The 22,987-nt window shown below is 69.8% G+C and carries 16 protein-coding genes and 1 pseudogene; 8 read left to right on the top strand and 9 right to left on the bottom strand.

All coding sequences use genetic code 11. The features are described from left to right. Positions 1-277, bottom strand: a pseudogene (locus tag NE2_RS09285) (DoxX family protein); the annotation flags it as partial. Between the two features lie 178 nt (positions 278-455). Here NE2_RS09285 and NE2_RS09280 point away from each other — a divergent pair. Continuing rightward, on the top strand, positions 456-1,586 hold the full coding sequence (locus NE2_RS09280; protein WP_063025551.1) for a PQQ-dependent sugar dehydrogenase: 1,131 nt from the start codon (positions 456-458) through the stop codon (positions 1,584-1,586). 55 nt (positions 1,587-1,641) lie between these two features. On the opposite strand, the gene gatB is transcribed toward NE2_RS09280, so the two are convergent. From gatB to NE2_RS09260, 4 genes are all read right to left on the bottom strand, one after another. After that, the gene (gatB, locus tag NE2_RS09275; protein WP_063025550.1) at positions 1,642-3,153 is read right to left on the bottom strand and encodes an Asp-tRNA(Asn)/Glu-tRNA(Gln) amidotransferase subunit GatB; all 1,512 of its coding nucleotides are present in this window, start codon (positions 3,151-3,153) and stop codon (positions 1,642-1,644) included. Between the two features lie 203 nt (positions 3,154-3,356). Then, positions 3,357-5,849 (bottom strand): ABC transporter permease, encoded by a 2,493-nt coding sequence (locus tag NE2_RS09270; RefSeq protein WP_063025549.1) that lies wholly within the window; start codon positions 5,847-5,849, stop codon positions 3,357-3,359. Further along, complete coding sequence (locus tag NE2_RS09265) at positions 5,846-6,568, bottom strand: ABC transporter ATP-binding protein (RefSeq protein ID WP_063025548.1); 723 nt, start codon at positions 6,566-6,568, stop codon at positions 5,846-5,848. The genes NE2_RS09270 and NE2_RS09265 overlap by 4 nt, the downstream gene beginning before the upstream one ends. Before the next feature lie 82 nt (positions 6,569-6,650). Continuing rightward, positions 6,651-6,971: a hypothetical protein gene (locus NE2_RS09260; RefSeq protein ID WP_051755193.1), complete on the bottom strand. Its 321-nt coding sequence runs from the start codon at positions 6,969-6,971 to the stop codon at positions 6,651-6,653. A gap of 183 nt (positions 6,972-7,154) precedes the next feature. Between NE2_RS09260 and NE2_RS09255 the strand changes: the two genes are divergently transcribed. The 6 genes from NE2_RS09255 to NE2_RS09230 all read left to right on the top strand — a co-directional run bounded on the left by NE2_RS09255 (position 7,155) and on the right by NE2_RS09230 (position 15,038). Beyond that, complete coding sequence (locus NE2_RS09255) at positions 7,155-8,507, top strand: sensor histidine kinase (protein WP_063025547.1); 1,353 nt, start codon at positions 7,155-7,157, stop codon at positions 8,505-8,507. Between the two features lie 118 nt (positions 8,508-8,625). Continuing rightward, entirely contained in the window at positions 8,626-9,279 is a 654-nt protein-coding gene (locus NE2_RS09250; protein ID WP_063025578.1) for a response regulator, read from the top strand. 72 nt (positions 9,280-9,351) lie between these two features. Continuing rightward, on the top strand, positions 9,352-11,925 hold the full coding sequence (locus tag NE2_RS37010; protein WP_233429719.1) for a serine/threonine-protein kinase: 2,574 nt from the start codon (positions 9,352-9,354) through the stop codon (positions 11,923-11,925). 40 nt (positions 11,926-11,965) lie between these two features. Next, a complete protein-coding gene (locus tag NE2_RS09240; RefSeq protein WP_063909340.1) occupies positions 11,966-12,835 on the top strand; it encodes a serine hydrolase in 870 nt (289 codons plus the stop codon). A 163-nt stretch (positions 12,836-12,998) separates the two neighbouring features. Then, entirely contained in the window at positions 12,999-13,874 is an 876-nt protein-coding gene (locus NE2_RS09235) for a serine hydrolase (protein ID WP_084493906.1), read from the top strand. Between the two features lie 132 nt (positions 13,875-14,006). Beyond that, positions 14,007-15,038 carry an ATP-dependent 6-phosphofructokinase gene (locus NE2_RS09230; protein ID WP_063025543.1) on the top strand — a complete coding sequence of 344 codons (1,032 nt, stop codon included), beginning with the start codon at positions 14,007-14,009 and terminating at the stop codon, positions 15,036-15,038. A gap of 31 nt (positions 15,039-15,069) precedes the next feature. On the opposite strand, the gene NE2_RS09225 is transcribed toward NE2_RS09230, so the two are convergent. Genes NE2_RS09225 through NE2_RS09210 form a run of 4 tightly spaced genes read right to left on the bottom strand, consistent with a single transcriptional unit; the run spans position 15,070 to position 19,881 of the window. After that, on the bottom strand, positions 15,070-16,935 hold the full coding sequence (locus tag NE2_RS09225) for a serine/threonine-protein kinase (protein ID WP_063025542.1): 1,866 nt from the start codon (positions 16,933-16,935) through the stop codon (positions 15,070-15,072). Positions 16,936-16,987: 52 nt separating this feature from the next. Beyond that, positions 16,988-17,647: a response regulator gene (locus tag NE2_RS09220; RefSeq protein ID WP_036503935.1), complete on the bottom strand. Its 660-nt coding sequence runs from the start codon at positions 17,645-17,647 to the stop codon at positions 16,988-16,990. Between the two features lie 7 nt (positions 17,648-17,654). Then, positions 17,655-18,605, bottom strand: a complete 951-nt coding sequence (locus NE2_RS09215) for an undecaprenyl-diphosphate phosphatase (RefSeq protein WP_063025541.1) — start codon at positions 18,603-18,605, stop codon at positions 17,655-17,657. Between the two features lie 28 nt (positions 18,606-18,633). Next, positions 18,634-19,881 (bottom strand): sensor histidine kinase, encoded by a 1,248-nt coding sequence (locus tag NE2_RS09210; RefSeq protein ID WP_084493905.1) that lies wholly within the window; start codon positions 19,879-19,881, stop codon positions 18,634-18,636. Positions 19,882-20,048: 167 nt separating this feature from the next. Here NE2_RS09210 and NE2_RS37005 point away from each other — a divergent pair, with 167 nt between their 5' ends. Then, on the top strand, positions 20,049-22,949 hold the full coding sequence (locus tag NE2_RS37005) for an alpha/beta-hydrolase family protein (protein WP_233429718.1): 2,901 nt from the start codon (positions 20,049-20,051) through the stop codon (positions 22,947-22,949). The last annotated feature ends 38 nt before the right edge of the window (positions 22,950-22,987 follow it).

Below are 22,987 nucleotides of genomic sequence, written 5' to 3'. Positions count from 1 at the left end.
CGGGGTGCGCTGCGCTCGCGGCGGTGGCGCCGGCGGCTGCGGCGCCGGTGGGCTGCGTCCTCTTCGTGGCGCCGGTGTGCTCGGCACCCGCGGACGGTACGTCCGGGTCCAGGCCGAGATCGTCCTCGGTCCGCGGAACATCCTTGCCCACCGCGGGTTTCACCGAGGGGAATTCGCCGGTCGGATTGTCGTAGGGGCTGCCCGCCGTCGGTCCGGAGCCCGACGGCCGCCCCGACGGCTGATTCGATTCCGGTGTTTGATTCGGCTTGTCCGTCACGGGCACAGAGTATGACGCCAAACGCGTGGGCGCGTGGTCTGTTCCCGGCGTGTCAGCCCCGCCCGGCCGGTCCCGCGGCGCGCCTCGCCAGCGCGAACCGTAGCCGCCGGGACAGCCCGCGCGATGTGGTCCGGACCCCTGCGAGCGCGCGCGGCGGTATTTCCGTAACGTTTGGGCAATGAGTGTGGTTGTCGTCGGCCGTGTCGCGTCGATCCTCGCCGTCACCGCCGGCTTGGTGGTCGGCTGTGCTCGCTTCGACGATTCCGCGTCCAAACCGTTCACTCCCGCGCCCACCATCGAACCCGAGGGGCAGGGCCCGACCAGCGAACCGAAGACTCCGCCGCCAACCGGGCAGCGGCCCACCGGGCCGTGTATCGATCCCGATCCCGCGGTCGTGGTGTCGTGCCTGGACACCACCGGCGGGCTGACGGTCCTGCCGGACGGACAGCAGGCGCTGGTCACCGAACGCACCAGCGGCCGCATCCTGAAGGTCACCGCCGTCGATCCGAGCCAGGCGCCACCGCAGCCGCTCGAGGTCACCCGCGTCGATGTCGACGCGGCCGGCGACGGCGGGCTCAGCGATGTCGCGCTCTCACCGAGCTACGGCGAGGACGGCCTGGTCTACGCCTACATCACCACCGCCTCGGACAATCGCGTCGTCCGTCTCGGCGCGGGCGGCGATCCGAAGCCGATTCTCACCGGAATTCCCAAGGGCGCCAACGGAAACCACGGCTCGCTCGCCTTCGTCTCACCGACCAAACTGGCGGTGCTGACCGGCGACGCCGGCAATCCGGGTGCGGCGAACGATCCCGGCTCCCTGGCGGGCAAATTGCTCGAGATCGACAATCCGGCGCCGGGTAACGCGAATCCGAAGGTGGTGGCGTCCGGCATCGGCACCGCGGGCGGGGTGTGCCCCGACCACAAGGACACCATCTGGTTCACCGACCGCACCGCCACCGAGGACCGGCTGCAGCGCCTAGGACCCGACGGCGCCGTCGCCACGGCATGGACCTGGCCGGACAAGCCGGGTGCGGGCGGCTGCGCGGCCGCCGTGGACGGCGTGGCGATCTCGATGTCGGGCGCCAAGGCGCTGGCCTTCGCCGACGCCGACCCGACCACCCACGCGGTGACCACCGCCCCGACGATGGTGGCGCAGGACAAATACGGCTCGCTCGGCGGCGCCGCGCTGGGCGGCGACGGCAATGTCTGGGTGGGTACGGTCAACAAACCCGCCGCCGCGGGCCCGCTGGACGACCGCATCGTGCGCATCCCACCGCCCAAGGGCGGCGCGGGCGGCGGACCGGACTAGGCGCACACAGTCGAATGCCCGGTCCCACCGGACCGGGCATTCGACACCGTCACACTCAGGCAGCGCCGCAGGCGGCGAGCACCAGTTCGCGGACGCGGGCGGCGTCGGCCTGGCCCCGGGTGGCCTTCATGACGTCGCCGACGATCTTGCCGGCGGCCTGGACCTTGCCGGAGCGGATCTTGTCGGCGACGTCCGGGTTGGCGGCCAGGGCCTTGTCGACCTCGGTCTGCAGGGCGGAGTCGTCGGACACCATGCCCAGCCCCTTGGCCTCGACGATCTGTCCCGGATCGCCCTCACCGGCCAGCACGAAGTCGACGACCTGGCGGGCCACCTTGGAGTTGATGGTCTTCGCGTCGACCAGCGCCACCACCTCGGCGACCTGCTCCGGCGTGATCGGCAGATCCTCGAGCGCCACCTCGCGCTCCTTGGCCTGCTCGGTGAGGTAGTTGACCCACCAAGCACGGGCGGCGTCGACCGTGGTGCCGGCGTCGACGGTGGCGATGATCAGATCCAGCGCACCGGCGTTGATCAGATCGCGGAACACCTCGTCGGACAGACCCCATTCGGCCTGGATACGGGCGCGGCGCAGCCACGGGTATTCGGGGATGGTGCCGCGCAGCTTCTCGACCCAGTCGGCGTCCGGCGCGATCGGCTCGAGGTCCGGCTCGGGGAAGTAGCGGTAGTCCTCGGCGGTTTCCTTGACACGGCCCGGGGAGGTGGAGCCGTCGCCCTCGTGGAAGTGGCGGGTCTCCTGGATCACGGTGCCGCCGGAGCTGAGCACCGCGCCCTGGCGGCGCATCTCGTAGCGCACCGCGACCTCGACGCTGCGCAGCGAGTTCACGTTCTTGGTCTCGGTGCGCGTGCCGAATTCCTCGGCGCCCTTGGCCATCAGCGACACGTTGGCGTCGCAGCGCAGCGAACCCTGCTCCATCTTGACGTCGGAGACGTCGAGCGCCTTGAGCAGATCGCGCAGTGCGGTGACGTAGGCGCGGGCCACCTCGGGGGCGCGTTCACCGGCGCCGGTGATCGGCTTGGTGACGATCTCGATCAGCGGCACGCCGGCCCGGTTGTAGTCCAGCAGCGAATGGCTCGCGCCGTGGATGCGGCCGGTGGCGCCGCCCACGTGCAGGGACTTACCGGTGTCCTCCTCCATGTGGGCACGTTCGATGTCGACCCGGAAGGTGGAGCCGTCGTCGAGCACCACATCGAGGTAGCCGTCGGTGGCGATCGGCTCGTCGTACTGGCTGATCTGGTAGTTCTTCGGCTGATCCGGGTAGAAGTAGTTCTTGCGCGCGAACCGGCCCCACGGGGTGATCGAGCAGTTCAGCGCCAGGCCGATGCGGATCGCCGACTCGACGGCCTGCTGGTTGACCACCGGCAGCGAACCCGGCAGGCCCAGACAGACCGGGCAGACCTGGGTGTTCGGCTCGGCACCGAAGGCCGTCGGGCACCCGCAGAACATCTTGGTTTCGGTGCCCAGTTCGACGTGCACCTCCATGCCCAGCACCGGCTCGTACCGGTCGATGACGTCGGCATAGTCCATCAAGTCCACCGTGGGTGCAGTCATGCTGAACAGTTTATGTGCGGGTCCTGACGGGCCGCCGCCGCCCCGAGCCCCGAAGACGCCGCCACGTCCGCGAGGTCATCCAACTCGCCCGGCGGAGTACCAGGCGCGCGACCGCGGAGCAGTCCCACGCGCCCGGCCGCGTGGGACTTCCCCTCCTACCTCGATCGGGCGAGACTTGCGCCGACCAGCCGACAGCCGCCGGCTCAGTCGACGGCGATGGCCTCGACGATCGGCATGCGGGCCGCGCGCAGCGACGGCGGAATCGAGCCGAGCAGGGCCAGGACCAGCGCGGCGGCGGCGTAGACCAGCAACATCGGGCTCGGGCGGTACACCACGTCGATGGTCATCGCGTGACCCATCGCCACGGTGGCCAGATACTGCACGGCCGCGCCGGTCACCAAACCCAGTGCGGCACCGGCCAATCCGATACCGGCGGCCTCCGTCAGCACCGTGCGCAACAGGAATCGGCGGCTGGTGCCCATGGCGCGCAGCACGCCGAGTTCGCGGCGGCGTTCCAGGACCGAGAGCATCAGCGTATTCAGCAGCGCCGCGGTCGAAACCAGCACCACGATCCACAGAATCGAACCGGACAGCGACGTACCCTGCTGCACCCCTCGAGATACCGCCGCCAGCGCCTGAGCACCGGTGTCCACGTGCAGGGCGGGCGGCACCACCGCGCGGATCGCGTCGATCACCTGGGCTTTGTCGACGCCGGGTGCGAAGTTGACGCCGAGGATCGTCTCTCCCGGACGGTCGTACCACTGCCGCAGGACGTCCAGATCCATCAGCACGATGCCCGACAGCGCCGAGAAGTACGGGATTACCCGCAGGACCCGCACGGAATGGATGCCCGTCGGCGTGGGCAGCTCGAGCTGCGCGCCCTCGCCGACATCCAGCGAGCGCGCCACGTCGCGCGACAGCACGACGCCCTCGCCGGTCGACATCCGTTGCGACACCTCGGGTCCCAGATCGGCGAGGACCGAGGACCGAATATTGGGCTGATAGGCCTGCAGCATCACCCGATCGCCGCCGACGGTGGCGAAGGCCATCTGCGCCGACCCCACGTCGGCGACGCCGGGAACCCGGCGCACGGTTTCCTTCAGATCCGGCGGAAGGATCGGCCCCGTGGGGAATTCGGCCAGCGAGGTGGGGCTGATGTAGGCGTCGCGGCGACCGAGATCGGAGAACGAGTCCGTGGCCGAATCGACCAGATTGCTCGACGCGCCGCCCATCGCGACGGTCGCGGTCACGCCGATCATCACCGTCATCGCCGTGGCCCACACGCGTCGCGGAGCTCGTTCGATGGTGGTGGCTCCCAGGGCGCCGGGCGCGCCGAAGATCCGGGCGACCGCGGCCGCCAGGCGCACGATCGGCCCCATCGCGGCGAAACACAGGCCGACAGCGCCCGCGATGGACAGCGAGATCGCGGCGAGCGAGGCCCGGCCCAGATCGGCGCGCGCGATGACGACGGCGCCGCCGACCATGGCCAGGCCGCCCACCAGCGCACCCCAGCGCAACCACAGCCCGACCGAATCGGCCTTCGACACCCCCACCGGCGCCAGCGCCTCGATGGGCTGCACCTTGTAGACCTGCCGGGCGGCGATCGACGCGGCGGCGACGCTGGCCAGCACGCAGGCCGCGATCGCGAACGGAATCGCGTAGCCGGGCACCATGTATTCGGTGCGGGTGTCCACCGCCGCCACCATGGCCGAGGGAATCGTGTCGATCGACATGCGCCCGGCGAAGATCCCGACCACCGAACCGATCGCGCCGCCGATCAACCCGACGACGGCCGCCTCCACGACGAGATCACGCACCATCGGACGCCGCCGCCCGCCGATCGCGCGCAGCAGCGACAGCGTCGGGCGGCGTTGGGCCACCGCCATACTCATCGCGTTGTAGATCAGGAAGCCCGAAACGATCAGCGCCGCGGCCGAGGCCATCGTGGTGGAGAAGCGCACGAGCTGGATCGCGCCGCTCGCCTGCGCGGTGCGCAGGCTCGGATCGGCCACCACCGCACGGCCGTTCACCAGTGCGGTCAGCGCCGAACGCAGTTGCCCCACATCGGTTCCCGGCTTCGGCACGATCTGGACGGAGTCGACCATGCCCGCCCGGCCGGCGAGTTGCTGGGCGACAGGCAGGGTGGCGATGACGATGTGCCCGCTGTTGAGTTTGTGCGAGGTGGCGTCGTCGAGCACTCCGGCCACGGTCACCTGCTGGTTGCCCAGCGTGAAGGTTTCGCCCTCGTGCCGGCCCAGCCCCGCGCCGACGAGGACTCCGCCCGGCACCGACAGCAGTTTCGCCGCCTGCCCGCTCATCGCCCCGTTCAGATCGCTGCCGAGCGCCGATACCGACGCGTCGGCGCCGATGAGCAGCGTGCGGTCGGCAGGGTTGCCGACCCCGGTGCGGATCATCGGCACCGCCGCCTCGACTCCGGGGACCGCGCGCACCTGCGGCACCAGGTCCTGCCCGAATCCGCTCTCGGTGACGCCGGAGATCTCGAGTTGCGCCTTACCGCCCAGCGCCGAGGTCAGCCGATCCACCGAGCCGGTCACCGAACCGGAGATGCTGAGCACCGCCACCAGCAGCCCCGCCGATACCCCCATGACCGCCATCGACATGGCGGTGCGGCCCTTGTGGATGAACAGCTCTCCGATGTTGAACAGCCGCAACCGATCCCAGCCGGCTGTGATCACGCGCGCACCACCTCGTCGCCGTCGCGAACCTCGCCGCGGCGCGCGGACACCAGCTCGTTGGAACCGATTCGCCCGTCCCGCAGCGTGATCACGCGATCGCAGTATTCGACGGCGCCCATGTCATGGGTGACCATCACCACCGAATTGCCCGCGCCGCAGATGTCGCCGAGCAGTTCCAGAATGGCGGCGCCGGATTTGGAATCCAGATTGCCGGTGGGCTCGTCGGCCAGGATCAGCGGCGGATCCATGATCAGCGCGCGAGCGACGGCCACCCGCTGCATCTGACCGCCGGACAGTTCGGCGGGGCGATGCTCGGCGCGATCGGCCAGGCCCACGCGGTCGAGCAGTTCCAGTGCCCGCGGCTTGGCCTTGCGCAATCCGGTGCCGTCCAGCAGTTTCGGCACCGCGACGTTCTCCCACGCCGAGAGCGTCGGCAGCAGGTTGAAGAACTGGAAGACGAAACCCACTCGGTGGCGGCGGAACTCGGATTGCCGGTTGTCGTCGAGGGAGCCGATCTCGTCGCCCTGGAAGGTGATGGAACCCGAATCCGGTGAATCCAGTGCGCCGAGCAGATGCAGCAGGGTGCTCTTACCGGATCCGGACGGGCCGATGATCGAGGTGAATTCCCCCGCCTCGATGCGCAGACTGATGGTGTCGAGAGCGCGAACCCGCTGTTCACCCACCCGGTATTCCTTGACGACGTCGGTCAATTCCAACATGGCGGTGGTCCCACCCTCTTTCTGCTGTCGGTTGCGGTGACGGCGCGGGTTCGACTGCGCCGCAACCGGGTCGGATCGTCGCTCAGCGTGCCAGGGCCGGCTCGCGATGCCAATGCCGGACCTCGTGTGCGTCGAGTACGGCACGCAGTACGGGTTGTTCCGCGGCCAGTTCCAGATAGGCCTCGCCCGGCGACTGGCCCTGCAGCTGGGCCTGGTCGAGCTTGGCGTGCAGATGGTTGTCCCACCGATACCGCAGGGCGGCAAGCACTCCGGCGGGTCCGCCGAAGAGCCGATCGCAGTCGGGCAGGTCGTAGAACAGTCCCGGGGTGGCCGGATCGACGGCCGCGCGGGCGAGCACCTCGTGCAGGATGTCGGTACGAGCGTGCTGGTCTTGCCAAGTCATCGCACCCATCTCCTCGGGCCGGGTGTCCGGGCCTTTCGCCGGACACTGTGCGACTCACGCTACGGACGCGGCCCGGCGGATACGTCGTGCCGCAGACGAGACTTCGGGTCCTACCACGGTAGGAGCGCGGGCCCTTTCCGGGAACGATGCAGCGACCACCCGTCGGCGACTAGCCTGACTGTTATGGACCTGACCAGCGCAGACGACCGTGCGGAGGTATCGCCGCACGCGTCGCGGCGCCCGGGCCGGACTCGCCTGGCACTGGGGCGGGTCGCGCGTCGTCTCCTGGACCTCGTGCACGATCCGGCCGGTACGCTGCGGCGGCGGGTCGAGGAGATGTCCTACGGCTATCCCGTCTCGGTGGTCGTCACCGCGGATATCGCGGTCGTGGTGGCGGCGGTCGCGGCCGCGGCGCTGCGCAGCCAGTACTTCTCGACCGGGGTGCCCTTCCTCGCGGTGGCGCTGTTGTTCGCCTGCTATCCGCTGCTGTTCTTCTTCGACCTGCCCCCGAAACCGGCGGTGTTCGGCCTGTCCGCGCTCACCGCTCAGGCGCTGTTTCTACTGCAGCCGGTCTCACCCGATTGTTCTCCGCTGGTGTTGACCGTGATGGTCGGCATGATCGGGGCGATCGCGCCGAAACGGGTCAGCCTGTTCTGGATGATCGCCGCCGTCGCGGAGATCGTCATCTTCTACGCCCTGGGCTCCGCCGAACTGGTGCAGGTGTACGTGGTCGCGATCGTGCTGGGCTGGATGGTCGGCCTGATGCTGCAATTCCAGCGGCAGTCACTCGATCAGGAGCGCGAGAATCAGGCGATTCGCTCCGCGCAGGCGGCCGACGACGAACGCCGCCGGATCGCTCGCGAGGTCCACGACGTGATCGCCCACTCCCTCAGCGTCACGCTGCTGCACCTGACCGCGGCCCGGCACGCGCTGGAGACCGATCGCGATGTCGACGAGGCCATCGACGCACTCGGCGATGCCGAACGGCTCGGCCGCCAGGCGATGGCCGATATCCGGCACACCGTCGGCCTGCTCGATCAGCGCCCGTCCGCGATGACGCCCGAACCGGGTCTCGAGGACATCGCCGATCTGGTCGCCGATTTCGTCGGCGCCGGGCTGTCGGTGACCTACCACCTCACCGGCGACACCGCGGCGGTGTCCGCGTCGACCGGTCTGGCGCTGTACCGGATCAGCCAGGAATCGTTGTCGAATATCGCCAAGCACGCGCCGGGTGCGCAAGCGTCCCTCGATATCGCCGTGACCCCCGCCGAAGTGACCGTGCGCGTGCGCAATACGCTGCCGCAGGGCCCGGCGCCGCGCACCGGCCGCGGAATGGGGATCAACGGCATGCGTCAGCGCACGGCGACCCTGAACGGCAATCTGTCGGCCGGCCGATCGGGCGAGTACTGGCAGGTGCGCGCCCGCATCCCGCTCGCTCCCGACGAGGTGTGCCCGGTGAGCGGACTCGACGATCCCCTGACGAAGGTGCGTGACGCGATCACCTCGCTCACCCGCAAGCGCCAGGAGGAGCGGTGAGACATGCCGGCGCGTCCGCCAACCCGGCCGACCGGGTGCGGGTGTCCCGTAGAACGCAGGAGGCCACGTGAATCCGGGTCAGAGTCCGCTCACCGACACCGATACCGCGACCACCACCGTGCTCGTCGTCGACGACCAGGAACTCGTGCGCGGTGGGCTGCGAAGGATCCTGCGCCGCCGCGACGGCTTCGTGGTCACCGAATGCGGCGACGGTGACGAGGTGCCGGCCGCCTTGGCCGAATACCGGCCGGACGTGGTGCTGATGGATCTGCGGATGAAGCGGGTCGGCGGCATCGACGCGACCCGGCGGCTGCGGACCCGCGCGGACGCGCCGCCGGTGCTGGTGCTCACGACCTTCGACGACGACCATCTGCTCTCCGGTGCGCTGCGGGCGGGTGCGGCGGGCTTCATCCTCAAGGACTCCCCCGCCGAGGATCTGATCCGCGCGGTGCGCACCGTGGCCGAGGGCGGCTCCTGGCTCGATCCGTCCGTCACCGGCCGGGTGCTGTCGGCCTACCGGACGGCGCGGCCGGTCCCCACCGACACCCGCTCCCGCATGGCGGAGCTCACCGCTCGCGAACTCGAGGTGCTCAAACTGATCGGCCGCGGGCGGGTCAACTCCGAGATCGCCGGTGAACTCGGCATCTCCGAAGTAACGGTAAAGAGCCACGTCGGACACATTTTCGGCAAGCTAGGGTTACGAGACAGGGCGGCCGCGATCGTCTTCGCGTTTGACCACGGCGTGGTCGCACCCGGAGAATCGGCGTTCTGAGGGGCAGGCAACCCGGTGCGGCGCCGGGCAGGTTGGCCACCTTGCCCAGGAGTTGGAGGTTCACCGGTGGAAGTGCCGAGGTCACGGGTCGGCACCAGATTCGGCCCGTACGAGGTGCGCTCGCTGCTCGGTCGGGGTGGTATGGGCGAGGTGTACGAGGCGTTCGATACCGGTAGGGATCGCGTCGTCGCGCTCAAGATCCTGCCCGAACAGCTCGCGCAGGACGCGACGTATCAGGAACGCTTCCGCCGCGAATCGCAGGCGGCGGCCCGGCTGGCCGAACCGCATATCATCCCGATCCACGACTGGGGTGAGACCGGCGGCTCCCTGTTCCTGGATATGCGCCTGGTGCGCGGCGAGAACCTGCGCACGCTGCTGCGCCGGCAGGGAAAGCTCGATGCCGACCGCGCGGTGGCGATCGTCGAGCAAGTGGCCGCCGCGCTGGATGCGGCACACGCCGCCGGGCTGGTCCATCGGGATGTCAAGCCCGGCAACATCCTCGTCACCCCGGCCGATTTCGCGTATCTCACCGATTTCGGCATCGCCCGCGACGAGGGCGACAACCCGCACACCACGGGCAGCCACGCCGCCGGTTCCTACACCTATATGGCGCCGGAGCGATTCGACTCGGGGCCCGTGACCGCCCGTGCCGACATCTATTCGCTGGCCTGCGTCCTGCACGAATGCCTGACCGGCGCGACGCCCTTCCCGGCCGAGAGCGTCAGTGTGCTGATCCGGTCGCACCTGTCGGAACCACCGCCGCGTGCCAGCGCCGCGCGGGCCGGCGTGCCCGAGGCCATCGACGGGGTGATCGCGCGCGCGATGGCGAAGGCGCCGGCGGACCGGTATCAGACCGCCGGACAGTTCGCGGCCGCCGCGCGCGCCGCGCTGGGACTGGGCGGACGGATGCCCGCCGAGTCGAATACGGCGGGGACCCCGTTCGATTCCGGGACGCCGAAGGTCTTCGGCGCGGAATTGCTCGCGAACACCCCGCGAGGCGGGAACACGCCCTCCGGCCCCAGCCCGGTGGACGTGGCGGCGGCGCGGGACAACGACTACCGCCGCACGCCGGAACCGACGACGTTCCAGCCGTTCGGACCGGACGGACCGACGATCGCGGCAAACTTCCAGCCACGCGGCCCCGTCGCCGCCGGTGACACCGCCGCGGGCGCGGCTACCGCCGCTGCGGGCACCGCGAATGCCGATGCCGCGCAGCCTGTTTCAGCCGCCGCATCAGGAATCGCCCCGGTTCCGACCGACGCGGCCGGTGCGGACCGACCCGCCGGCTCCGACGCCCCCGCGGCCACGTCGCGCGCGTACGAGACCACGGGCACGCTGCGCATCATCCCGCCGCCGAGCAAGGACGAGCGCGATACGTCCGGCGATCTGCCGGTCATCCGCCCCGCCGATCCGACGCTGGTCGAACCGGGCGAGTTCCACTTCACGCTGACCGCCGAATCCCCTGCGGCGGAGCCGAAGCCGGCGACCTTGCCGAGCCTGCCGATGCGCAAGCCACCCGCGTCGGGCGCGGCAGGACCGGCACGGCCGGTCGCAGAACCAATCGTGCCGCGCGCGGCCGAGCCGGCCCGGCGGTCCGCGGCCGAGCCGACCCGCGCGTACGGCGTGCCCGGGAGCGAAGAGGTTCGCGACCGCGCCGAACAATCCGACGCCGAGCAGGATTCGGCACCGGGTTCCGAACACCGCACCCAACTGCTCGACCCGACGCAGTTCAGCACCCGTCCCGAGGCCAACGCCCGATCCGATGCCGCCCTCTCCGACGCCGACCTGCAGCCCGGCGAGAAGACCGAACTGATCGACGTCTCGCAGTTCCGCACCGGCGCCACCGATCGCACGCCCCGCGACGAGGACACCCGGTTCCTCGATGTATCGCAGTTCGGCACCGCCGCGAAGGCAGCGGGCGATACGCGGTTCCTCGACGTCGCCGGCGACGAGGGCTACGACGACGCCCGGTACGACGACACCCGCTACGACGACGATCTGCGCTACCGCGACGACCCTCGCTACGACGAGGACGCCCGGTACGAGGACGACGGCTATGCCGACGACGAGTACTTCGATGACGAATACGCCGTGGCGGCAACGGATTCGCAGGATTCGCGCCCCGCGAAGCGCTCGCGATCGGTCGCGGTTCCGGTCGTGCTCGGCGTGCTGGGTGCGGCCGTCCTGGCAGGTATCGGCGTGGTCGGCTGGCAGGTCTTCGGCTCGTCGTCGAACAACGACCACCCGGCGACCGCGGCGGGCCCGGCCGCCCCGGCGGTGACCGCCCAGCAACCGGCGACCAGCTCCGCGCCGACCACGACCGCGGCGCCGACCACGACCGGCACGTCGGCCAATCTTCCGGTCGGCGCGACCCCGTGCTCGCAGACCTCGACAACCCAGGGTTCGTTCGCCAAGACCGCGACCGGTTCCGAGGTGACCTCCTGCGGTTTCGCGGAAGCGGTGCGCAAGGCGTATGCGCAAGCGGCCGAATCCCACGGCGCGACCAGCGCGGCCACCGCCGAGGCCAGCACCTCGATCATCGCGGTGAGTCCGGTGACGGGCCGGTCGTATCCGATGACCTGCACCAGTTCGGGCAAGGTCGTCACTTGTACGGGCGGTGACAACGCGGTGGTCTATGTCTACTGACCCGACGCCCACCGGGCGCCAGGGTCGGCGGCGGTTGTTCTTGGCAGTTGTCCCACTTCTCGTTTCGGCGTGCGCGGCGCACGGTGCCGCGGTCAGTACCGAGCCGGGCCTGTCCCGGCCGCCCGCCGACATGGTGCGTCCGGCGCCCGTTCCCGACTCGACGCCCAGCCTGCCCAGCGGTCTGGTAGCCGGCTTCGCCAACCTGCGCGCGCAATTACCCGGCCGGATGGGCTTGGCGGTGATGGCCGTGGGCGGCGACCGCGTGATCACGCTCGGCGACTGGACCACGGGAGTCGCCTGGTCGACGATCAAGGTGCCACTCGCCCTCGCGGCGCTGCGCCGGGACCCGGTCGGCCTGGCCGATGTCGCACAGGCCGCCATCACCGCCTCGGACAACGATGCTGCCCAAGCACTCTGGATCGCGCTGGGTGGCGGTGAACCCGCGGCCGAAGCGGTCGAGGCGGTGCTGCGCGAGGCCGGCGACACCACCACCGATGTCGCCGACCGGCACAATCCGGATGCGCGCCAATCCATCGACGACCCCATGGTCTTCGGCGCCACCCCGTGGAGTTTGGTCGATCAGCTGCGCTTCGCCGCCCGGCTGCCGTGCCTGCACAATGCTTCGCGGGTGGTGGATCTGATGCAGCAGATCACCGACAGCCAGAGCTGGGGCCTGGGTTCGTTCGTCGGCGCCGAGTACAAGGGCGGCTGGGGACCCGACGACGAGACCGGAGCGTATCTGGTCCGCCAGTTCGGACTGGTGCCGACGTGGTCCGGCCAGCTCGCGGTAGCCCTTGCGGCGCAACCGGATTCGGGCTCCTATGATGACGCGGTCGAAATGATGAACCGGATGTCGGCACTGCTGTCCGAACACGTGCACGAACTGCACGGCGGAGAATGCGAGCGGTGATTGCGCAGTCGTCTCATATGCGCCGTCGACGGTCGGCGCATTTGACCGGCGGGCCGCGACCGCACACAATTCCTCGTCTGACGGATGGTGCCGCGCGGGGCCATTCGCATGATGTGGAGGTGAACGGGTGCACGCACCACTCCGGCCGAGCACGAAGCGGGCCATGGCTTTTCGCGCTGTTCGCTGTGCGGCGGCACTGCTCGGAGCGGGCCTGTTACTGAGCCCAGCAGCCTGCTCGAACGCCTCCGACACCAGCACGCCGACCACGACGACCCGGGCGAGCACCTCGTCCGCCCCCGTCACGATGTTCGCGCTGCCGGGTTCGCTGGCAGCCGATTTCACCGCGCTGCGGCCGAGTCTGGACGGGCACGCCGGTATGGCGATCATGGCGGTCGGCGGCCAGCGCACCGCGCAGATGGGCGATTGGACCACCGGGCCCTCCTGGTCGACGATGAAAGTCCCACTGACACTTGCCGTTCTGCGCACCAACGGCAACACCAGCACCTATCAGATGTCGGCGGCCATCACCGAGTCCGACAACTCCGCCGCCGACGGACTGTGGCAGGCGCTGGGCGCCCCGGACGCGGCGGCCAAGGCGGTGCAGGCGGTGCTGCGTGAAGGGGGCGACACCACCACGACCGTCCCCGCGACCCGCTCACGCGCCGAGTACTCGGCGTTCGGCCAGGCCGACTGGTCGCTGGCCGACCAGGTGCGCTGGGCATCGCGGCTGCCCTGCCTGCCCGACGCCGACACCGTGACCACACTGATGGGCAAGGTGGTCTGGGGCCAGCAGTGGGGCCTCGGACATTTGGACAACACACGTTTCAAAGGCGGCTGGGGCCCCGATCCGAGCGGCAACTACCTGGTCCGCCAATTCGGCCTGCTGACCACACCCAACGGCGATGTCGCCATTTCCCTTGCCGCAGAGGCGACATCGGGCACCTTCGACGACGGCACCCAGATTCTCAACAAGATGGCGGGGCTGATCACCAAACATCTCGACGACCTTCCGGCCGGCCACTGCGCGCCCGCGCAATGACACCACCGCGCGCCCGCGCAATGACACCACTGCGCGCCCGCAATGTCCGCTGTCTGCGGTAGCCGGTTGCTGTAACCGCCGGTTAACGGGGGTGGGGCTGCGCCGCGCGGCCGGGCGCGGCAAGATAGCGGCATGCGCATCGGAGTCTTGACCGGAGGCGGGGACTGCCCAGGCTTGAACGCGGTCATCCGAGCTGTCGTTCGCACTGCGAACGGCCGCTACGGTGACGCGATCGTCGGCTTCCAGGACGGTTGGCGCGGGTTACTGGAGGATCGCAAGATCCACATCCACAACGACGACCGCACCGACCGGCTGCTGACCAAGGGCGGCACCATGCTCGGCACCGCCCGCACCAATCCCGACGTGCTGCTCGAGGGACTGGGGCGAATCAAACGCACCCTCGACGACAACGGCATCGACGCCCTCATCCCGATCGGCGGGGAGGGCACCCTCACCGCCGCCCACTGGCTCTCCGACGAAGGTGTGCCGGTGGTCGGCGTGCCGAAGACCATCGACAACGACATCGACTGCACCGACACCACTTTCGGCCACGACACCGCCGTCACCATCGCCACCGACGCCATCGACCGGCTGCACACCACCGCGGAATCGCATCAGCGCGTCATGCTGGTGGAGGTGATGGGCCGCCACGCCGGGTGGATCGCGATGAATTCCGGCATCGCCTCCGGCGCCCACCTCACCCTCGTCCCCGAGGTGCCCTTCGACGTCGACGAGGTGTGCACCATGATCAAACGCCGCTTCCAGCGCGGTGATTCACACTTCATCTGCGTGGTCGCCGAGGGCGCGAAACCCGCCGAGGGCTCGTTCCATCTGCGCGAGGGCGGGGTCGACGAATACGGCCACGAGCGGTTCACCGGGGTGGCCCACCAGCTGGGCGTGGAGATCGAACGCCGCATCGGCAAGGAGGTCCGCACCACGGTGCTGGGCCACGTCCAGCGTGGCGGCACGCCCACCGCCTACGACCGGGTGCTTGCGACGCGCTTCGGCCTGCACGCCGCCGAAGCGGTCCACGCCGGCCGGTTCGGCCAGATGGTGGCGCTGCACGGCACCGAGATCGGCCTGGTGTCGCTGGCGGAGGCCACCAAACAGCTCAAGCTGGTGCCGACCGATCGGCACGGGGAGGCCGCCGCGTTCTTCGGGTGAGGGAGGCCGGCGCCGCGGCGGCGGCGCGGCCCTATGCCATGGGCATCTTGTTGCACCAGGTGTCGAACTCCTGGTACGTCTTGCCCTCCTGCAAACCGGGCCAGTACTGACCGTGTGCGACGATCAGATACCGCGACCGCGTCGAATCCCGGAACGCGATGACTTTCCAGAACTCGTTGGGGATCGCGGAGTCGGCCGTCTTCCACATGTAGCTGTCGTACTTCACGTCGCTACCCGTGACGCCCGCCCCCTTCCGGTTGGCGGGCAACCCCGCGATCACGCGCTGCGCATCCGACGACGAGTCGTAGGACAGGACCGCGTATTCGGGCTTGTCCACCGCTCCCCAGCAGTCCCACGCGGCGGTCCACGACCCCACACGAAAATCGGCGGCGTCACCCGGCGTGCGCAGGGTTTTGCCGTCGGTCTCACGGAAACAGGACTGGCCGTCGTATCCGGTGCCGCTGCTTCCCACCCCCGAGGGCTTCACCAGCTGCGGGAACGTCGACTTCAGAGCGGCGAAATCATTGCCCTTCGAGTTCTTCTGCAGCACCACCACGACAATCGCGACGACGACGGCAACGACCACCAGCACGGCGACGATGATCGCGGCCACCATCGCGCCCGAGCGCTTCGGCGGCCGCGGGCGGTATCCAGGGGCGGGTGGGTAGCCCGGCGGCGGCGCGGAATAGCCTGCGGGAGAGGGACTTGCGGGCGAGGGCATCCCAGGAGGTCGCACTGGGGGAGAGTGGGTCGCGGCCGGCACCGGCGCCCGGCTCGGCGCGACGGAGGGGGCGTTCGACGGGCCGGCGGTCATCGGCGAATACTGCTGTCCCCCAACGGGAACCACAGTCGGAACGTGAGCAACGTTCGCCGGCGGGTACCCCTGCGTAGGGGTTCCGGGATGCGGTCCGGCGGGCACGCTTGCACCGTTCGCAGGCGGGTATCCCCGCGTAGGGTTACCGGGCTGCGGTCCGGCGGGCATTCGCGCCGAGTTCTGGACGGGCGCCGGCCCGCCCGGCCGGATGAGTGTCGGGGCCGCACCACTTGCCATCGGCATCCCCCCGGGCGCGGTCAGCGCGGCTCGCGCTGCGGCCGCGAATTCCATACAGCTGCCGAATCTTTCGGAGGCCCGCTTGGCCATGGCGCGGGCGATCACCCCGTCCATCGCCGGGGACAGTCCGGCACGCCGCGCACTGGCCGGCGGGACCGGCAGTTGCAGGTGGCCGCGAATGACCTCGGTGGGATGTTCGGAGTCGAACGGTCCGGTTCCGGTGAGCAGCCAGTACAGGGCACACGCCAGCGAATACTGATCGGAGCGGTGGTCGAGTTCGACACCGGTCATCTGTTCCGGCGAGGCGTAGGCGAGGGTGGCGGTGAACATGCCGGCCTGGGTGAGGTGCGTGGAATCCTCACGCAGGCGGGCGATTCCGAAGTCGGTGAGAAAGACACGTTCTCCCTTGCCGCTCACCGCTCGGGCCAGCAAGATGTTGGCGGGCTTCACATCTCGGTGCAGTACACCGTTGCCGTGCGCGTAATCCAATGCGTCGGCGACACCTTCGATGATCTGCACCGCGCGCTCGGGCGGCAGCGTCAGCGGATTCACCGTCGCGGCGTCGACGCCGTCCACATACTGCATGCAGATCCACAGCTGATCGTCCTCGACGCCGCGGTCGTAGACGGCGACGATGCCGGGATGATCGAGTTGTGCGCACAGATCGGCCTCGCGTTCGAAACGGGCGCGAATCTCGGCATCGGTGTACAGCTCGCGATTCAGCAGTTTCAACGCGGTCAGCCGGGGCAGACGCGGATGCCGCGCCAGGTAGACCGATCCCATCCCTCCCTGACCGAGCAGTCGCTCCACGGTGAAGCCGGCGAACACGTCACCGTTGTTCAACACCTACGTTCCCCCCTTCCGGCGACGTACCAGGTGGGGATCCTACCCGGATCGCTCAGCCCGGCGTGACCAGGCCGGATTCGTAGGCGATCACCACCGCTTGCGCGCGGTCACGCAGATCGAGTTTGGAAAACACCTTGGACACATGGGTTTTCACGGTCTGCTCGGCGACGAACAACGCCTCGGCGATCTCGGTGTTCGACATGCCCTTGGCGATCAGCTCGAGGACCTCACGTTCGCGCGGGGTCAGCGCGTTCAGGGCGGGAGCGGGTTTCGGGCGCGCGCGGCGACGGGTGACATCGGCGATCAGGCGGCGGGTGACCGTCGGCGCCAGCAACGCCTGTCCCTCGGCGACCACCCGCACCGCGCGGACCAGTTCGTCGGCGGGCGCGTCCTTGAGCAGGAATCCGCTGGCACCCAGGCCCAACGCCTCGTACACGTAGTCGTCGATATCGAAGGTCGTCAGCATCAGCACGCGCACCGGCGGATCGAATCCGGCGGCCAGAATGGCCCGCGCCGCCTCGAGCCCGTTCATCTCCGGCATGCGCACATCCATCAGCACCACATCGGGTCGCAGCCGTTTGGCCTCGGCCACCGCGATCGCGCCGTTGGCCGCATCGCCGATGACGCTGATATCGGGCTGGGCGGCCAGCAGCGCGCCGAACCCCTGCCGGACCATCGCCTGATCGTCGGCGATCAATACGGTGATGGGCATACCCGCCTCAGATGAATCTGATGATCGACAGCAGCCCCGCCACCAAGCAGTAGACCGCGAACGGCAGCAGCGTGCGGGACTTGAAGAACCGCTCCAGGAATCGCACCGCCAGCCACGCCGCGATGCCGGCGACGATCGCCCCCACGAGCGCCTGTCCGTGGATGCCGGCGGCCTGCGGACCGGCCAGTTCCGGCAGCTTCAGCACACCCGCGGCCAGGATGACCGGGGTGGCGAGCAGGAAGGCGAATTTCGCGGTGTCCTCGTGGTCGAGTCCGCGCAGCAGACCGCCGACCATCGTCAGGCCGGAGCGGCTGAATCCGGCCAGCAGCGCACCGGATTGGGCCAGGCCGATGCCGAGCGCATCCTTGACCGACAGCGCCGCCAGCCGCTCGTCGGAGGGGACCTCGAGATCCTCCTGGAGCGTCACACCGCGCGCCTGCGCGTCGGCGCGGGCCTCGTCCGCGGCGAAGCGGCGACCGTATTCGGCCAGCGACGGTGCGTTGCGCCGGCGTAGGCCCTCGCCGACGATCAGCACCACGCCGTTGAGGGTGAGGAAGATGCTCGCGTAGATCGGCGTCGCGAACATCGTGCGCAGCGGATGTTCCAGCAGCAGGCCGAGCACACCCACGGGAATGGTCGCCAGCACGATCAGCCAGGCCAGCCGCTGCGACGAGGTCTCGATGCGCCGGGTGCGCAGCGTGGTCACGAAGCCGATGATGATGTCGCGCCAATCCCGCCAGTAGTAGCCCAGCAGTGCGAGCGCGGTCGCCACGTGCAAGGCGACCACGAAGGCCAGATACGGGGTGCCGTTGTCGGAGTCGCCCTCGGTGACCAGCTTCTCCCAGCTGCCGCCCAGCCAGGCCGGCACCAGCACGGAATGGCCCAGGCTCGAGATGGGGAACAATTCGGTGACGCCCTGCAGCGCGCCGATCACGATGGCTTGGAAATAGGTGAGCATCGCCGCTAAGTCTTACACGACCGCGGACTCAGTTCCGCGCGCCCGGCAGGGCAGTCGCGGCGGATGCCTCGACAGTTCTTTCCGTGACGAGGATCGGTAACCGCGAGTACACCTGGAAGCCACCTTCGGAGCGCGGACCGGCGGCCAGCATGCCGCCGATGGATTCCGCCCGGGCCCGCATTCCGGAGATACCGCTGCCGTCCGAGCTCACCACCGGCGTCCCGCCCGTCCCGGCATCGTTGGCGACCAGCACCTCCACCGCCTGCGCCGCCACCGTCAATGTCACGGTGACGCCCGCGCCCGGCGCATGCCGTGAGACGTTCGACAGCGACTCCTGCACGATCCGGTACAGCGCGAGGCCGACGGTATCGGGGACCGCGGCGAGCGGCCCGTCGATGGTCCAGTCGATGCGCACACCCGCGCGGCGCACGCCGTCCAGAACCGACACCACGTCCGCGGCGACCGGCTGCGGCGCGTGTTCGGGCAGCTGACCGTCGCTGCGCAGGACACCGAGCATGCTGCGGATCTCGTTGAGCGCCTCCCGGGCGGAGGCGCCGATGGAGTCGAACTCCGCACGGGCCGCCTCCGACACGTCCGGCACCCGATAGGGCGCGGTCTGTGCCTGCACCACGACCATCGACATGTGGTGGGCGACCACGTCGTGCAGATCGCGCGCGATGCGAGCCTTCTCCTCGAGGATCGCGCGGCGAGCCCGTTCCAGTTCGTTCTGTTCCTCCTGCCGCACCAGGGCCTGCCGCGACAGCACCAGCCAGCGCACCAGCAGACCGAATCCGACCAGCCCGGTCATCGCCAGCGGCCAGCCGAACCCCGCCTCCGCGAACGAGCTGGTGCCCGCCATCGTGGTCGCGAACAGCAGTGACGAGGCGATCCACGCGATCAGCACGATCTGCATGGGCGCCCGCACCGCCACCGCGAACAGCAACGCGAACAACACCAGAATGTGCACGACCTGGTACGGCAGATCGTTGCCCGGCTGATGCGAGATGGCCAGCGCGATCAGCAACGCCGCACCGGCCGAGATGGCCCAGCCCAGCGCCGGGTTGACGCGGATCAGCGCCAGCGGAAAGACCGCCAGCGCGGCGATGAACGGCTGTGCGGCGGCCGGCACCTGATGGGTGAGATGCAGAGTCGGCCAGCCGACCGCGAACAGCGTCCCCACGACCACCACCGTCGCCATGTCGAACCACAGCCGCGCACGGCCCGGAGTTCGCGCCGCCGCCCGCGCCTGCCGCGCCACTCGTATCGCCCGTCTCATGGTGACGAGCCTAGGAATTTCCCGGCGATCCGTCCTCACCCCCGGGATCGACATCTCGCCCCCTACCCGGGTATGAGACGGCCGGCCGCGCGCACCCCGGTAGCGGTGCCGAAATCGATCCTCAGCGTGAGGTGCGCGCCGGTTCCCGATTCCTACCTTCGACCGCCATGAGCGATATTGCGGATGGGTCGCCGCGCCGGGCCGGCGGGACCACGGTGGTCGACGCCGGGCCGGGACGCGACGGCCGACGTGCGCGGCGCGGGCACGACAGTACGGTGCCGTCCGCGATGCCAAGTCGGGGCGGTGCACGCAAGCACGGCGTAAAGCATTGGCGGCGTGGGCCTTTGCGCGCGATCACCGGATTCGTCGCCCTCGTCGCGGCGGTGATCGCGATGCTGGTGTCGTCGTCGCCCGGGGCGGGGGCGGCCGAGGTCGGACCCGCGCCGGAGAATGCGGCCGCGCGCGATGCGGTGCGGGCGCTGACCGGAGACCGGCCGGAGCTGGCGGTGATGCCCGCGGATTTCGCTGCGACACAGGGCTATCGGCCGGTTCAGCTGGCCGGTATGCCGGTCGATCCGTCCGGTGAGTGCTCCTCGCCGATTCCGTTGCCCACCGAATTCGACACCGCCTGCAAGGCGCACGACCTCGGCTACGACCTGCTGCGCTACGCCGCAGGTCGCGGCCATCCCCTCGGTGCGTGGGCGCGCCGGGCCATCGACAATGCCCTCGAGACCCGGATGTTCGCCGCCTGCGATACGCGCGGTGATCTGCTCGCCCGCGCTCGCTGCACCACGATGGCGTCCGTCGCCACCGCGGCGGTGGATCTGAACTCCCGCCGCCAGAACTACGCCCCGCCGATGCCCGAATACCTGTTCGGCCGGCAGCTTTCCGGAACGGAGCTCGGACCGCAGATCGCCCACGTCCTCGCCCGGCTCGCCATGGTGCTGCTGATGGTGGCGGCGTTGTTCGCCATCGTGCGCCGAACCATCCGGCCGCGCCGGGGAGGGCAACGTACAGCGAGACCGGCGAATCGGTGGTCGCCATGGTCGGATTCGAATCGCGGTGTACCGGCCGGGCGCAGATGGAGCGGGCGCCCGGGTGGGAGTGCCGGCGATCGTGACCGGCGCGTTCTGCTTGCCGCACGCATCGGTGCAGTGGCGTCGCAGGCCGCACGTGGAGCGCGCGAGTGGCTGTCGCGCAGGGCTATTCAGCTCGGCAGCGTTACCGGGCGGGGTATCGACGGGATCGGCCTGTGGCTCGGCACTCCGGTGACAGCGGCGGCGGGAGGCGGCGCCGGCGGATGGGTACCGGATCGGGCGCGGGTGTCCGTTGCGGCGCTGGAACTTTCACCATTCCAGCGGCCGGGTGCGCGGCGAGAGGTTTCGCGAACCCAGCCGGCGAGCAAGCTACGAAAGACGGCGACGCCGGGCACGGGCTCTGGCTCTGCTCCTGCCTCTGCCTCTGCCTCTGGCACTGGCACTGGCACTGGCACTGGCACTGGCACTGGCACTGGCACTGGCACGAACGGTAAACACCGATCGACGCCGAAGCACTCACACGGTCTCACCAATTCAACTGGCACGCTGGGAAACTCGTCGACGGCCGACTCCGAGGCCACCGCACGGACATGCTTCGCACCACCCTCGCTCGGCGAACCGACTCCCACGAAGCTGCCTCCCCGCGCGTCCGAGCGGGCACGGGCACGGCACGCACTCGGCGCGACGATTCGGCGGCTCGTCACCATGGGCACGCCTCGGACGGGGACCCTGGTAGCTGCGGCGGCGGGGATTTCCGCCTCGCTGGCGCCGGGACTACTTCCGCGCACCTCGATCGCGCAGGCGTTGCTCACCGCGCTGCTGGTACTCATTGCGCTGGGTGTGGCGGGACTAGTCCGGAAGGTGTTAAGGCACTGGAATATCGATATGCAGGTGCGGACGAGTCGGTTCCGGAGTGCGATCGTGATCGCATCATGCGCCGTGGCCGGTGCCGCGCTGACCCATGCCTGGTACTGGCAGAACCGGCTGCGGGCGGCCATGGATTTTCCGCCGGTCGGTGTGCGGTACTGGCTGCATTGGGCGATCGGCGTTGTCGCGGTGGTCGTTCCGATCGTGCTCGTCGGGCGTGGATTGCGCTGGGCGGCACGGTTTGCGGGAAGACTGCGGGCGACGGCACTGGTCGCCGCCACCATCCTGGCCTGCCAGTTCGCCCTGCTTCCGGCAGTCGTGAGTTGGCAGCGGTCGGCATTCGCCTCGGCCGACGCCGCCATGGATCCCAGCGTCGTGCGACCGGTGTCCTACACCCGCTCGGGCAGCCCGGATTCGGAAGTGAGCTGGGCCTCGCTCGGAGCGGAGGGGCGCAAATTCGTGGCCGAACGCGGCCGGTCGGTGCGCGTCTACATCGGTCTGGACTCGGCACCGGATCTCGATTCCCGTGTCGCGCTGGCGATTCGGGAGATCGAACGATCCGGCGGATTCGACCGCACCCACCTCGTGATGATGGTGCCGACCGGATCGGGCTGGCTCGACGCCAATGCCGCTCGCGGCCTGGACGAACGGTTCGACGGCGATGCGACGCTGGTCGGCATGCAATATTCGCAGGCTCCCAGCTGGGCGACCTTCCTGTTCGCCCGGGCCGACGCCGAGCGCTCGGCACGGGCCCTGTTCACCGGCATCGAACGACGCCTGGCCGGCCTGGCCCATCCGCCCAAGCTGTACGTCTACGGCCAGAGCCTGGGCGCGACCGCGGGCAGCGCGATCTTCGCCGACGACCGGGCCGAACGCGCCCGGGTCTGCGCCGCGCTGTGGGCGGGCCCACCGGCATCGGCCGTGCACCGCGGCGGGGCCACCGTCCTGGCCAACTCCTCCGATCCGGTGGTGCAGTGGTCGCCGCAATTGCTTTGGCGCGCCCCCGATCTCACCGGCACCCGCCACGACGCACCCCATCCGATGTGGCTGCCGGGACTGAGCTGGGTGCACACCACCGCGGATATGCTCTCCGCCCTCGCACCGGGCCCCGGCCACGGCCACCGCTACGGATCCGATCAGGGCACCGCCCTGGGGAGCTGCTGACGTCGAGTGCGGCAGCCGCGGCGGCCACGGCGCCGGCT

It is taken from the genome of Nocardia elegans NBRC 108235, assembly GCF_001612845.1.
GTDB lineage: Bacteria > Actinomycetota > Actinomycetes > Mycobacteriales > Mycobacteriaceae > Nocardia > Nocardia nova.
Note: the sequence above shows the minus strand (reverse complement) of the source record. Positions and strands in the feature narration are given on the sequence as shown.